The sequence below is a fragment of the Clostridia bacterium genome (genome assembly GCA_026414765.1).
GTDB lineage: Bacteria > Bacillota > Clostridia > Acetivibrionales > DSM-27016 > SKW86.
This window is the reverse complement of the sequence record JAOAIJ010000043.1, coordinates 13004-26642: the sequence shown is the minus strand read 5'-3', so window position 1 is coordinate 26642 and position 13639 is coordinate 13004. Positions and strand designations below refer to the sequence as shown.

General features: G+C 37.4%; 13 protein-coding genes. 4 read left to right on the top strand and 9 right to left on the bottom strand.

Annotated elements, in window-relative coordinates; all coding sequences use genetic code 11:
* Positions 1–51: 51 nt before the first annotated feature.
* The 3 genes from gatA to N3I35_16310 all read right to left on the bottom strand — a co-directional run bounded on the left by gatA (position 52) and on the right by N3I35_16310 (position 2718).
* Positions 52–1512, bottom strand: coding sequence for an Asp-tRNA(Asn)/Glu-tRNA(Gln) amidotransferase subunit GatA (gene gatA, locus N3I35_16320; protein ID MCX8131645.1), 1461 nt, complete (start codon positions 1510–1512; stop codon positions 52–54).
* Positions 1513–1527: 15 nt separating this feature from the next.
* Positions 1528–1815: an Asp-tRNA(Asn)/Glu-tRNA(Gln) amidotransferase subunit GatC gene (gene gatC, locus N3I35_16315; GenBank protein MCX8131644.1), complete on the bottom strand. Its 288-nt coding sequence runs from the start codon at positions 1813–1815 to the stop codon at positions 1528–1530.
* Positions 1816–2157: 342 nt separating this feature from the next.
* Entirely contained in the window at positions 2158–2718 is a 561-nt protein-coding gene (locus tag N3I35_16310; protein ID MCX8131643.1) for a hypothetical protein, read from the bottom strand.
* Between the two features lie 197 nt (positions 2719–2915).
* Here N3I35_16310 and N3I35_16305 point away from each other — a divergent pair, with 197 nt between their 5' ends.
* A complete protein-coding gene (locus N3I35_16305; GenBank protein ID MCX8131642.1) occupies positions 2916–4526 on the top strand; it encodes a fused MFS/spermidine synthase in 1611 nt (536 codons plus the stop codon).
* A 51-nt stretch (positions 4527–4577) separates the two neighbouring features.
* On the opposite strand, the gene N3I35_16300 is transcribed toward N3I35_16305, so the two are convergent.
* The 3 genes from N3I35_16300 to N3I35_16290 all read right to left on the bottom strand — a co-directional run bounded on the left by N3I35_16300 (position 4578) and on the right by N3I35_16290 (position 6240).
* Positions 4578–5177: a hypothetical protein gene (locus N3I35_16300; GenBank protein ID MCX8131641.1), complete on the bottom strand. Its 600-nt coding sequence runs from the start codon at positions 5175–5177 to the stop codon at positions 4578–4580.
* Positions 5178–5507: 330 nt separating this feature from the next.
* A complete protein-coding gene (locus tag N3I35_16295) occupies positions 5508–5810 on the bottom strand; it encodes a 50S ribosomal protein L25 (GenBank protein MCX8131640.1) in 303 nt (100 codons plus the stop codon).
* A gap of 127 nt (positions 5811–5937) precedes the next feature.
* Positions 5938–6240: a hypothetical protein gene (locus N3I35_16290; protein MCX8131639.1), complete on the bottom strand. Its 303-nt coding sequence runs from the start codon at positions 6238–6240 to the stop codon at positions 5938–5940.
* Positions 6241–6683: 443 nt separating this feature from the next.
* On the opposite strand from N3I35_16290, the gene N3I35_16285 reads away from it, so the two are divergent.
* Positions 6684–7730, top strand: a complete 1047-nt coding sequence (locus tag N3I35_16285; protein ID MCX8131638.1) for a hypothetical protein — start codon at positions 6684–6686, stop codon at positions 7728–7730.
* A gap of 70 nt (positions 7731–7800) precedes the next feature.
* Here the strand turns inward: N3I35_16285 and N3I35_16280 are convergent, their stop codons facing one another.
* Both N3I35_16280 and N3I35_16275 read right to left on the bottom strand, forming a co-directional pair.
* Entirely contained in the window at positions 7801–8802 is a 1002-nt protein-coding gene (locus N3I35_16280; protein MCX8131637.1) for an asparaginase, read from the bottom strand.
* Positions 8803–8816: 14 nt separating this feature from the next.
* Entirely contained in the window at positions 8817–9263 is a 447-nt protein-coding gene (locus N3I35_16275; GenBank protein MCX8131636.1) for a PA2169 family four-helix-bundle protein, read from the bottom strand.
* Between the two features lie 157 nt (positions 9264–9420).
* On the opposite strand from N3I35_16275, the gene N3I35_16270 reads away from it, so the two are divergent.
* Both N3I35_16270 and N3I35_16265 read left to right on the top strand, forming a co-directional pair.
* The gene (locus N3I35_16270; GenBank protein ID MCX8131635.1) at positions 9421–10221 is read left to right on the top strand and encodes a dihydropteroate synthase; all 801 of its coding nucleotides are present in this window, start codon (positions 9421–9423) and stop codon (positions 10219–10221) included.
* Positions 10222–10224: 3 nt separating this feature from the next.
* On the top strand, positions 10225–11481 hold the full coding sequence (locus N3I35_16265) for a nucleotidyltransferase (GenBank protein MCX8131634.1): 1257 nt from the start codon (positions 10225–10227) through the stop codon (positions 11479–11481).
* A 48-nt stretch (positions 11482–11529) separates the two neighbouring features.
* Here the strand turns inward: N3I35_16265 and N3I35_16260 are convergent, their stop codons facing one another.
* The gene (locus tag N3I35_16260; GenBank protein ID MCX8131633.1) at positions 11530–13197 is read right to left on the bottom strand and encodes a ribonuclease J; all 1668 of its coding nucleotides are present in this window, start codon (positions 13195–13197) and stop codon (positions 11530–11532) included.
* Positions 13198–13639 lie beyond the last annotated feature (442 nt).

Sequence of the window (13639 nt, the reverse complement as noted above, 5' to 3'; positions counted from 1 at the left end):
ACTTTATATGTGTAAGCCTAAACACTCAGCTTAAATACTTCAACATTTTTCTTAAAGTACCGGTTTTCTTTTATGAAAATCTGTATTCTGTTCAAATGTATAGCCTACTTTAAGTAGTGTACTTTCGTCAAATGGCTTTCCTATCAGCTGCATACCTATAGGAAGGTTGCTGCTGTCAAATCCGCAAGGTACTACCAACCCAGGTAAACCGGCAATATTTACAGAAACAGTGTAGATATCCACAAGATACATTTCCAGCGGGTTATCTGTCTTTTCACCTACTTTAAACGCTGTAGTAGGCGCAGTAGGTCCTAAAACCAAATCATACTTTTTAAAAGCTTCATCGAATCCGTTCTTTATAAGTGTCCTTACCTGAAGTGCCTTCTTGTAATAAGCATCATAATATCCTGAGCTAAGTGCATATGTTCCGAGCATTATTCTTCTTTTTACTTCTTCTCCGAAACCTTCACTTCTTGACTGCTTATAAAGATCAAGAAGATCAGAAAATTTCTCTGCCCTATATCCGTACTTAATGCCATCATATCTGGCAAGATTGGAGCTGGCCTCCGCACATGCGATCAAGTAGTATGCCGGAATGGCATATTCATTGATAGGAAGTGGAAACTCCTCTACTTCGGCTCCCAGTTTTTTGAAAATTTCAGCTGCATCCAGCACAGACTTCCTGACTTCTTCATTCAAGCCTTGCCCTAGATACTCCTTTGGTATACCAATTTTCATTCCCTTGATGTCGTTAACAAGTGCCTTTGTATAATCGGGATAGTTTATATCGGCTGAAGTCGAATCCATAACATCATGTCCTGCAATTTCATTCATTACCAGCGCACAGTCCGTCACATCCTTAGTCAAAGGCCCTATCTGATCAAGCGAAGATGCAAATGCTACCAAACCAAACCGTGAAACTGCTCCATAGGTTGGTTTCATTCCAACAGTACCGCAGAATGATGCAGGCTGTCTGATAGATCCACCTGTATCCGACCCTAATGAAAAAATAACTTCATCCGCTGCAACAGATGCTGCCGAACCACCGCTTGATCCTCCCGGGACTCTCTCCAAATCCCATGGATTTTTTGTCTTTTTAAAGTACGAGTTTTCTGTAGAACCACCCATAGCAAATTCATCCATATTAAGCTTCCCTAAAAGAACAGTATCAGCATCATAGAGTTTTTTAGCCACTGTAGCGTTATAAGGGGGTACAAAGTTGTGAAGCATCTTCGATCCGCATGTAGTTTTTATCCCCTCAGTACACATATTGTCCTTCAAAGCCATAGGTATACCCGCAAGTGGAGATTTAGCCTCTCCCCTGTCTATTTTGCCCTGTACTTCCTGGGATCTTTTTATAGCCTCATCCCCGCATAATGTTATGTAACTTCCTACACCAGGATCTATCTTTTCTATTCTATCCAGTAAAGACCGGGTAAGTTCAACAGCGCTTACCTTTCTGTTTTTCAGCATATCCCCCAATTCATGGGCTGTCAGTTGATATAGTTCCACTTTATCTCCTCCAATCTACTCTACTACTTTTGGTACTTTAAAACATCCATCCTCCTGAGATGGCGCGTTAGCCAGGATTTTTTCCCTGTCATATGATTTTTCTGTTTTATCTTCTCTGAAAACATTCTTGACAGGTAAAACATGTGATGTCGGTTGTATACTCCCGGTATCAAGTTCATTCAACTTGTCCACATATGCAATAATATTACCCATCTCTGAAGTAAGTTTTTCCTTTTCCTGTTCGGAAAGATTCAGTCTTGCAAGATTTGCAACATGTTCAATGGTTTCCCTTGTTATTCTCACTGCTTTTCCTCCTATTCTCCAACAAACGGCTAAATTGTATTTAAACTTGGATTTATTGACTTATTTATTGTCCAAATAATCTAAAAACTATTAGTATTATATTAAATGAGTAAAACTGAGTCAATTACCCGCTTCGAAAACATGAGCCGCTTTTTTACACAGAAAATCCCCCTTATATCTAAGGAGGACTTCATTGTACTCACTAATTCATCATAATTCTGTATAAATTCTGTCTATGCTGCCTTTATACGCAGTCCTTTTCAAATCAATATCCGGGCATTTGATATATATAATATAATAAATTGACATGTTATGCCAGCTAAATTTTTCTCTTTAGCTATTTTATCTGCATCGTTGAAGTAATTCCTTTATTGTTTTACCCAGTTCAATGTCTGAGACATCCGGCGAAATAACTTTTTCAAACCCCATATGGTTGAATTGATATGAACCATCAGATTTTCTTACAGTCGAGTTCAGGACCACACCGTGCCCGTTTTTATAGTGCATGGAAATATTCCTCCTGCCTCGGGAAAAATCTTTCCACTCCCTGGAGCCCAGCATTTTCATTAAGTCCACATCTGAACACACTAATCCTTTATTGCTTAGAGACATTGCATTTCTTGCTGCCTGTCCGAGCATTTCACTGCTATATGGAGAGTTAAGAAAAACAGGATTACCTGTAGCTCTTCCTACTCTGAATATATCGGCAGTATATGCAATTATCGTAACATTCTCCTGTTTATCAAAAAAAATACTTATGTTACCTGATGCTATTGAGAAACTCTTCCTGTTTTCTGTCCTATTACCTTTATGCTTTTTTCTAAATAAAAAAAACAAAAAAAGGCTAAAAAGTAATATTACAACGAACAAATACAACAAATACAAAGAATACTCAGACCTCATATCAATCCTTCCATAAACGATTATATTTATATACTAATGCATTGTCTCTTATAAATCAAAGTAATTATTTATTCGCTTCACAAAACCTGCTTTTTAGTATAAACTATCTTTAGTCCATTCTTTTATAAATAAACTTTCTTTGTAAATAAATTACTAAATACTGCGTTTATCATTATTGTAACGGGGGAAACAAACTAATGAAAAAGAACTTCTTTGTATACATGACATCCTTCTTCTGCGGCATGTCCGTAATGGCAGTTGAACTTAGCGCAACCAGAATGCTTGCTACCACTTTCAGTTCTTCTTCGATCATATATACAATAGTTATCGGTCTTATAATGATTTCACTTAGTATAGGAAATGTGATAGGAGGCAGGTCCGCAGATAAGCAGAAAAACGCAGACAAGCTGTATTTCATGATTGGTATTGCTTCAGTTTGGATAGCAATTATTCCCGTAATCGGAAAATATGTCACTGTATTATCAGCAGCCATCTTTGTATTTATACTTCCGGAAAACCTGATCGTAGCAGGCTCCATCACCTCATGCCTGATAATTTTCTCATTCCCTCTGGTTATTATGGGAATGGTGTCTCCATACCTTGTAAAGCTTGGACTGAAGGATATAAGCAACTCTGGAAAAACAGCCGGTGAAATATATGCATTATCTACTATTGGAAGCATAATAGGTACGTTTGTACCAACATTTGTCACTATCCCGACTCTGGGTACAAGTAAGACATTTTTTGTATTTGCAATTATCCTGAACCTGATATCCCTATATTATTTTGTGACAAATAAAAGAAAAATCATCCGTTCCGTAATAACAACCTTAATAATAATTACATTGGCTCTTGCGCCACTGAACAGTTCCTATGCATTTTGGGAGAAAAATATAGTTTATGAGGGAGAATCCATGTACAACTACCTGAAAGTGACCGAATACAAAGACTCTGTCATTCTTTCAACTAATGTTGCATTTGGTGTTCAGTCAATATACAAAAAAAATAATACGCTTTCCGGATACTATTATGATTATGGACTGATGGCTCCATTCTTCATCAGGGATACAAGCTTTGACAAAAAGCTGAATGTATTGATCCTCGGACTGGGGACTGGCACCTATGCCAAGCAGTGCAAGCGCTATTTCCCTAACAGCAGTACTGATGGTGTGGAAATCGACCAGAAAATCGTTGATCTGTCCAAGCAATATTTCGAACTCAAGGAAAACGAAGCCAAAATATATGTAAATGACGGAAGAACATTTCTAATGAGCAAGGAAGCAAAAAGATACGACCTGATAATGGTAGATGCATACCATGACATCACCATACCCTTTCATATGTCAACTGTAGAATTTTTCAGACAGGTTAAAGAACATCTGAGGGATAATGGTGTTATATTAATCAATATAAACATGCGCTCTGAAAAGAATAATGAGATTACGGATTATCTTACTCAGACAGTGAAGCATGTAATGAATAAAGTATACAAATATGACTTACAGACCGGTACAAATACACTGGTTTTTGCATCTGACGATAAAAACTGCATTGAAAACTATAAAAATAATATCAGTATTCTAAGTGAATCAGATCCCTTATTTAAGATTTCGAATTCTGTTAAGTCAAATCTGGTAGAGATATCTGAAGCAAACCATATTTTTACCGACGATATAGCTCCTGTCGAACTGATGGGACAAAAAATGCTGGATGATGTTGTGGGCAGCGAGCTTGAGTACTTTAAGCAGCAGCTGAAATCCTCCGGAAACGGGATAAAGGGAATTTTCGACATGATTTCCAACAGCTGAGTCTTTAAAAAATTGAGAAGCCAGGTATTGAGCTGTTTTGATCCGGCTTCTTTATTTTATGTCGTAATACTGTTCATCAATCTGCTTTCCTGACTGATTTTTGAAGATGAAATACAAGCCTCCTTTGGATGCTAAAGCCTCTTTATTTATCCTGACCAAATCCATCGGCTTATATGTGACCTGCTCTATCAGGCCTTTTTCCCCATCACCCTTTTTTTCCTCCTTAACCGGACTGTTCATACTGACTTTTACTTCCACAACATTACCCCTTTGGGCAATTTCATCAATCTTCACTCTATATTCCAGAGATTCGACATTACCTAAAGAACAACATATAGTGATATATTTTTCATAGTCTTCGGTCATTATCCTTTTCATGACAGACTGCTCCATACGGCCACCCATCTCTTTTTCAAAAGACAGATAATCCAAATAATTCCTGATTACAGTCAGCTTCATCTCCTCAGGATGCTCCGCTGAATACCACTTATCATATGAAGTATCGCGCACGTCATTTCTGAAACTGTTATTATATTGTGAGAACCACTCAAATTCAACGTTATATACCTGATTTATCGCTGCAAGCGAATACGCTGAAAACAACGCCATTATTGCAGTTATAATCAAAATTATCAAATGAGGTTTTTTCATTGTCTTATCACCTGTATTTTTAGCTTGTCCTACTCTGTAAAATTAACCTGCACACTTTTTCAAAACCTCCAGGTTAAGCTTTGCTGATTCTTTATCTGTTATGTTATATTATACCACATATCCATATAATGAAATAACTTTATGATCACTGTAAGTTAATAACCTCCGGAAACATTTAGTATCATAGCCTTTTTTTGTTGTTTAACCCCGATTATTTCATAAATATAATAGATAATTTGTAAACAGCTCGTAAATTTTAAAGCCTCTCACGGTGAATTTATACCGTCAGAGGCTTGCTGTTTATTAGTATAGTCATTAATTGGCGTATTATTAATGCAGTATTCCACCGTCCAGGGGCATCAGATCAATATGCTGTATGTCCTGGTTAATAGGGTCTCTCTGTACTTCCTTAACCTTAGCACTCACCTTTGTTCCGTTTAGTTCAAAATTTAAAATGATACCTTCACCTTTTTTATCTAAGATATTTCTCAATTCATGTTCTTCCAGAATAATAGGGATACCAGCACCTTGATTATATATTATTCCCGGCACCATTCCTTCATTTTTCAACTTCCTCATTGCACTTTTACCAGTATCATTCCTTTTCTCCACGCTAATATCAAAACTCTCCATGAAAAACACTCCTTTATAATGAGTCATATAAAAAAGTATTTCCTTATTGTTATTTTTGATACCGGGCAGGAAAAAGAAGTGGATTGATTATTCGAATGGAGTCTGCTATGTATCGATACCGGTATATTTACACCGCTTCAACATTTTCTGTATAAAATAAATACAATATCCCTTTAATAATATCATTATGGTTTTCATAAGTGACAGGATGCAAATCTCCCTTATCTACCTGTATGCACATACAAATTTCGTATTTATCATTATTATCCATTACAGCACTTATCATATCAATTGCATCCAGCGGCTTGTTATATATGTATATCCACTGGTCGACGTCATCATCCATAATAATATTCTTTTCATAATAGCTTTCCAAAAACCTTTTGATTTCACCAGTTCTTTTAGACCATAAGTTAACAGCAATTGACATTATATTGCCTCCTCTTAAAATAGTGCGCAGTGTCATTACCGGGTAACTGTAATGATTAACTCCCACTGAGGGGTTAACCCATATACCTGTCCCGCATACTCCAGGCAAATGTAGATCTTTCCCCAGCAAACCGTAAATGCTTGACAGTTCCGATTAATACATGATAATACGCTACATTACTATATTCGGTATATTTACATAAATACCTTTATGTAATTTTTTCTTGGCATGTTAGAGAATTCTATTTTGCAAATGCTAATTTGGGCTATATGAATCGCTGGAGTATTTTTATCATTTTATCTTGAAATAATACAAATAAGAGAAACATACTAAAATTCAAGATGGAGGTTAAGCAGGATTGGGGATGTGCTAAATTTTATACTACAGATTTTCGAAAGGTATTCAATAAATTTTAGGGTATCCCTATTAACTGCAAGATTAAGATGAAAAGAAATATACTGTTTTTAAGAATATTATTACCTGTTATGATAATACTTTGTTTTACTGCCACAGGATGCAGCGGACAAAAGAAACAAAATCCCGAAACTAAAATGCAGTCACTTGAAAACGAGGAAAAATCGGAGAAAGTTCCTGATCAGCTGACTTCACTGGAAGACAATATAGAAAAAATATTTAAAGAGTTTAAAGGCCCTGCTACAGTAATGGAAGAAAAAAAAGGTGGAGGAAAGGACGAACAGGAAACTGACAAAAAACAGTCACAGGATCAGGAAGGCGGGCAGCAAGGCGAAGGCGGACAGGAAAATAAAGAACAAGGCGGCGGTACTGACGAAAAAGGCGGACAGCAGGGTGGCGGTGAGAAAGAAAATCAGGACAAACAACAAGCTCAAGCAGGCCAGCAGGTAAAACAGCCAAAGCAGGATCCATGGACCAATGTAGCTCCTGTAATTAATGAGCTGCATTACCAATGGGACAACTATATGCCTATGGCAGCTCAAAAGGGTGCAAGCAAAAACCTCATGGATGGTTTCAGCAAAGCTCTTAATAGCCTGACAAATACTATTATCGGAAAAAACTCGACAAATACACTAATGGCAGCCAGCTATCTTTATGCCTATATACCTGACTTTTATTCCTTATACAAGACAGAAATGTCTCCTGAAATAAAAAGGATAAAATATTATACAAGAAATGCCATGCTAAATTCCTGGACAGCAAACTGGACTCAGGCGGAAAGTGATATAAATGCTTTAAAATCGTCCTGGCCGCTGATTAAGAATACAGTTAGCAAAGATCAGCAGGAAAATTGCAACAAGCTGGATTATTCCCTGTATGAGCTTGAGAAAGTTATTAAGGAAAAAAATCAACCTCTAGTTGATATAAAAGGTAGGGTTGCATTAACAAATGTGCAGGCTATAGAAAAAGGGATGCAGAAAGGTAATGAAAAAGGTGGCGGAAGTGAAGGCGGCAACCAGGGAGGCGGAGAATCAGGTGGTGAATCCGGGGGTGGTCAGTCAGGCAGCGGGAGTTAGCTCATAATTCATAGATAAACAAAATAACCTGGGACTGTCTCCCGGTTATTTTGTTTATTCCGCTTACCACTTATCTTACCTTGAACACAGCTCTTATCTCTCCTACCTTTTCCCCTTTATGATTTACAATGTCAGGGTTGTAAAATTCCTTTAATCTTTCAATTTCTTCACTGTTTATAACCTTTAGTTGGAGAAGAACCTGAAGGATTGCAGGACCTGCAGCTCTATTATTACCATCATCTATCTTTATTGCAATACCTATTGATTTTCCAATTATACCTGCACAATATACACCTTCTGCTCCTATCTTCCCGATTACTCTATCACCGAAATTCTTCATCAGTTCATAATCAATCCTACCAACTCCTGAAACCATTTCCGGATACATTGTCATAGAACTTTGTACATAGTTTTGGGATTTAGCATATTTACCATCCATAAAACCGTTATCACAAAGATTTGCGTACGCAAGAGCCATATTCATTAATGGTATTCCATAAACGGTAATTCCACACCCGTCACTACCCTTTATGATTTTATTTTCTTCTACACTACTGAAATGTGAAACAACTCTCTCTACATCTTTCTGAATTGGATGGTCAACCTGGCTGTAATTCTTCACGGGTAATCCCTTTGCAATTGCAGCAGCAATAATTCCCAGATGTTTCCCAGAACAGTTACAGTGAAGCTTTGAAGGCTCTTTACCTGCTGCACTCAGCTCCTTTGCTGCTTCCTTTCCCAAAGGTTCATGAATACCACATTCTAACTGTTCCTCGTCTATTCCAATTTTTTTCATTATTGAGTCAGCCACCTCTATATGCTGCTTCTCACCGCTATGTGATGCTGTCATAAGGGCCACTTCCCATAAATCCAACCCGAATTTTTCTACTATACCAGCCTCCAAAGCTGCAATTGCCTGTATGGGTTTGGAGGCAGAACGAAGAAAGGTCAGGCGGTGCTGGTCTCCGAGACTGTACAATATGCTGCCGTCAGATCTGGCTATAACAACATCTCCCCGATGTATACTTTCAACCAAATTTGATCTTGTCACCTCTACAAGCTTAACAGGCATCTGTTTCACAACTCCTATTGTTTTTCTTCATATTCACCAATAAGCTTAGCCATTCTTTTCAAATGATCATGATCATTTGATAGTATTTCATTTATTAATGCCATACTATCCTTTCCGATATCCGTCTTAGCCAAATCTTCTACAAGGGCAATTCCCTGGTCTTCTCCATCATATGCCTTTTTCAGTATTTCTACATCACCTCTTTTTTCCATATTATCAAAGTTCATTTTTATATTAGCCATAAGCCCCCCAATACCTGTGCTGTATTGAGGCACTCCACCCAAATTCTGAATTCTTTCAGCAAGTTTTGTGGTATGATTTTTGTGTCGTATTTGTATACTCTGAAGCTCACTTTTTATCCTATCGTCCTTTGTGGCCTGTATAAGGTGTTCATAGGCTTGTACAGCCATTTCTTCCCCTCTTAACATGTCATTCAGATTATTTAAAGATAAATTTTCCATATATCCTCCTTCTCCAAGTATATTTATTTGTATAGTTTGCCAATATAATAGAAGAATAATACGGACATTTTCACGCTTGGAAATTCATAAGCAATAAATATATTGTGAATGGCTGGAAATTAGGCTATAATATGTTTTATAATAGGGAGGTTTCAAAATGATTGTTATCGGTGAAAAAATCAACAGTACATTAAAGGTAATAAAGCACCTGATAGAAAGCAATAATTCCGTAGAAATACAGGAAATAGCAAAAAAGCAATATGAGGCAGGTGCATCATACATTGATATAAATGCAAGAACTTTTTCAGATAATGAACCGGAAAAACTGGAATGGATTATCAGCACTATACAGAATGTTATCGATATTCCTTTTTCCATAGCAACTACAAATCCTAAGGCCCTTGAAAAAGCACTGAATGCAAACCAAAACGGTCAACCGATTGTCAATTCAATAACTGATGAAAAAGACAGGTACGATTCCCTACTCCCACTTGCAGTCAAATATAAAACCGGTGTTATAGCTTTGTGTATGGATGAATCAGGAATGCCGGAAACAGTTGATGAAAGTATAAAAATCGCTCATAGACTTGTCAGAAAACTCTCTGACAGCGGAATCCCTATGAAGGATATATATCTGGACCCTATGGTCAGGGCTATAGGCTCAGGTTCACAGCATGGTATCATGGCACTTGAATCCATAAGCAAGTTGAAAAAGGAATTTCCCGGTGCCCACATTACATGTGGAATCAGCAATATATCCTTTGGCATCCCGGCAAGAAAGCTTATGAATCAAGCTTTCCTGGTTGCAGCTTTATCTGCCGGTTTAGACAGCGGGATACTGGATCCGCTGGATAAAAAGCTTATGTCCTCCTTGTATGCTGCCGAGGCACTGTTAGGAATTGATGATTTTTGTATGGAATATCAAATGAAATTCAGGGAAGGTTTGTTGGATACTTAAAATATGAAGGTTGCAGGTTTAGTTGTAGAATATAACCCTTTTCATAACGGGCACCTATATCATCTTGAACAGTCAAAAAAACTGTCAGATGCAGATTACACTGTATGTATCATGAGTGGAAATTTTATACAACGCGGTGAACCGGCATTAGTAAACAAATGGGCAAGGGCAAAAATGGCCTTACTATCCGGTATCGATCTTGTGATAGAATTACCTGTAGTATATGCGATGGCAAGCGCGGAATACTTCGCATATGGTGCCGTTAGCATCCTTGACAGTCTTGGCGTAGTTGACAGTCTTTGTTTTGGAAGTGAAAGCGGAAGTATATCGGAACTGGATTTAGTAGCAGAAACACTGAATATGGAACCTGACAACTATAAGTTTTTTTTAAAAAGCAAACTGAATCAGGGCTTGTCTTTTCCATCAGCGAGAGAAGCTGCTCTGATAGAATACTTTAAATATTTAGATTTGGATATTAATATCAGTACCATTATAGGCTCATCAAATAATATTTTAGGAATCGAATACCTGAAAGCGTTAAAACGGATAGGTAGCAGTATAAAACCTCTTACAATAGGACGTATATGCAACAGCTATAATTCCGAACAGCTTACAGGAAGCGTGTCAAGTGCGACTTCGATTAGAAAAAGTATATTACATACTTCAGACGGACTTCTAACCCCTGAAGTGTCAAAAACTCTCCCTGACACAAGTTTATCCATCCTTAAAGAAGAAGCTGATGCAGGACGCAGCCCGGTTTTTCCGAAAAATTTTGAGACTGCTCTTCTATCGTTTCTCAGAAGAATGCCTGCTGAGGAGATAGGCCTGCTCCCCTACGTATCCGAGGGAATGGAAAACAGAATAAAAGCTGCTTCCGATTCCTCTGGAAGTCTTGAAGAACTTATTGCCAATATAAATACCAAAAGATACACAAGGACACGGATACAGAGAATATTATTCAGTATTATGACAGGATTAAAGGCATTTGAACTGCACGCATATGTCAGGGATTACGGTCCACAGTATATAAGAGTGCTGGGTTTTAGTCAGAGGGGCAGAAAGTTATTGTCTGAAATAAAAGTCAAGGCTGTTCTCCCCACAATTATAAAAACAGCAGATTATAAAAGGTCCTGTAACCCCCTTTTAAAAAGAATGCTTGAGATTGAAGCTCAAGCGACTGATATGTATGTTATGGGATACTCTAATCCCGTATATAGAAAAGCAGGACAGGAATTTACACAAAATATCGTAATAATATAATAATTCCTTGAAAACAAATTTGAAAAATCTGCTTTCAAGGAACCTCTTTTATATCTCCATAATAATCGGAAGTATCATTGGTTTCCGTTTTGTTTTTTCATATATATAGTCCCTGAGGGAGTCTTTTATAATATTTTTCTTTGCAGCCCAATCGCTCTTTTTCTTGTCTTCACATTTTTCCAGAGCTTTCTTTACTACTTCCCTCATATTGTCCATCAAGTCTTCAGACTCTCGAACATATACAAAACCTCTTGATATGATATCCGGCCCGGCAATGACACATCCCGAATCGCCTTCTATAGTAACTACAACAACTATCAGACCATCCTGTGACAAGTGTTTTCTATCCCTTAAAACTATATTGCCTACATCGCCCACCCCAAGACCGTCTACCAGCACTTTCCCGGAGGTTACGCTGCCATTGATTTTTGCGCTGTCGGATGTCAGCTCGAGAACCTTGCCTATGTCCATAACGAATATGTTTTCATTTGCCATTCCAAGTTTATGAGCAAGGTTGGCATGCTGTTTGAGATGTCTGTATTCACCGTGTACAGGCATAAAGAATTTTGGCTTCACAAGGTTTTGAATCAGCTTTAGTTCCTCCTGGCACGCATGTCCTGATACATGGATATCCGCTAATGCTTCATAAATAACTTCAGCACCCTTTTTAAACAACTCATTTATTACTCTTGATACCAGCTTTTCATTGCCCGGTATTGGTGTCGCTGATATTATGACAAGGTCTCCAGGTACAATTTCAACTTTTTTGTGTTCTGATGCTGCCATTCTTGATAAGGCAGACATTGGTTCACCCTGACTTCCCGTAGTTATAATTACTACATTTTCAGGATTATACCTGTCCATATGGTCTATATCAATCATTATGCCTTCAGGTACATGCAAGTATCCAAGTTCCATTGCAGCATTTACAACATTAACCATACTCCTGCCGCAAATTGAGACTTTTCTGTTAAACTTAACTGCTGCATTTACGATTTGCTGTACCCTGTGTACATTTGAAGCAAATGTTGCAACAAGTATCCGGTTTCTGGCATTCATAAATATCTCTTCAAATGTATCTCCTACTGTTCTTTCGGACATAGTATACCCTTCACGCTCTACATTGGTGCTGTCAGACATCAATAACAAAACGCCTTTTCTGCCCAACTCGGCAAGACGGGCCAAATCCATAGGCTGTCCCTCTATAGGTGTATAGTCTATCTTGAAGTCGGATGTGTGTACTACAACTCCTACAGGAGTGTGTATCGCTAATGCAACAGCATCTGCAATACTGTGTGTAGAGCGTATGAATTCAATTTTGAAAGCCCCGAAATCAACTATCTGCCCCTGTTCTACTCTTCTCAAAGTTACAGTAGAAAGCATTCCATGTTCTTCAAGTTTGTACTGTAGTAATCCCAGTGTAAGTTTAGTACCGTAGACAGGTACGTTTATTTCCTTTAGTACATACGGTAATGCGCCTATGTGATCCTCATGTCCGTGTGTAAGTATAATGCCTTTGATCTTTTCCTTGTTTTTACTCAGATATGTTGTGTCAGGTATTACTAAATCAATACCAAGCATTTCATCTTCCGGAAATGCCAATCCGCAATCAATGACAATTATATCCTCTCCATACTCAAAAACCGTAATGTTTTTACCAATTTCCTGTAATCCGCCCAATGGTATGACTTTAAGTTTTTTCTTGTTCTTTGCCACTTCTTAACCTCCAATTTTTTTCTTATGTATGCATTTACAAAAAACTGATTATCCGTACGTTTTTGTAAAATAAATTCTGATATCTATAAATAATATTCTAATTAAATCTTATACTTTACACCTAGTTTACTGTTGAGTAAAATATCTGATTCAATATTTCTGAAATGTTACTATAGAATACCATATAAAATATGTACAAAATTATAAAAGATATTGATATCAATATATCAGCTGAAAAACAGCCTGACGATTATCCATCTATTCCCTGTTTATATGCAACTTTATTATTATAGCATATTTCCAATAAAAACAAATATCTTTTTTTAAATATAGGTTTTTATTGGGTTATTCGGAATAAGAGGCCTACAAACATATCGATACACGGCTATAAATGTCAAACAATAGTACATAGCCTTATTCAATATCTTCCCAGCCTCCCTTC

Coding starts and splice junctions, on each gene's coding strand:
- N3I35_16310 (MCX8131643.1), bottom strand. CDS start 2,718: ATGAGGTCTGAGTATTCTTTGTATTTGTTGTATTTGTTCGTTGTAATA.
- N3I35_16305 (MCX8131642.1), top strand. CDS start 2,916: ATGAAAAAGAACTTCTTTGTATACATGACATCCTTCTTCTGCGGCATG.
- N3I35_16300 (MCX8131641.1), bottom strand. CDS start 5,177: ATGAAAAAACCTCATTTGATAATTTTGATTATAACTGCAATAATGGCG.
- N3I35_16295 (MCX8131640.1), bottom strand. CDS start 5,810: ATGGAGAGTTTTGATATTAGCGTGGAGAAAAGGAATGATACTGGTAAA.
- N3I35_16290 (MCX8131639.1), bottom strand. CDS start 6,240: ATGTCAATTGCTGTTAACTTATGGTCTAAAAGAACTGGTGAAATCAAA.
- N3I35_16285 (MCX8131638.1), top strand. CDS start 6,684: ATGAAAAGAAATATACTGTTTTTAAGAATATTATTACCTGTTATGATA.
- N3I35_16280 (MCX8131637.1), bottom strand. CDS start 8,802: ATGCCTGTTAAGCTTGTAGAGGTGACAAGATCAAATTTGGTTGAAAGT.
- N3I35_16275 (MCX8131636.1), bottom strand. CDS start 9,263: ATGGAAAATTTATCTTTAAATAATCTGAATGACATGTTAAGAGGGGAA.
- N3I35_16270 (MCX8131635.1), top strand. CDS start 9,421: ATGATTGTTATCGGTGAAAAAATCAACAGTACATTAAAGGTAATAAAG.
- N3I35_16265 (MCX8131634.1), top strand. CDS start 10,225: ATGAAGGTTGCAGGTTTAGTTGTAGAATATAACCCTTTTCATAACGGG.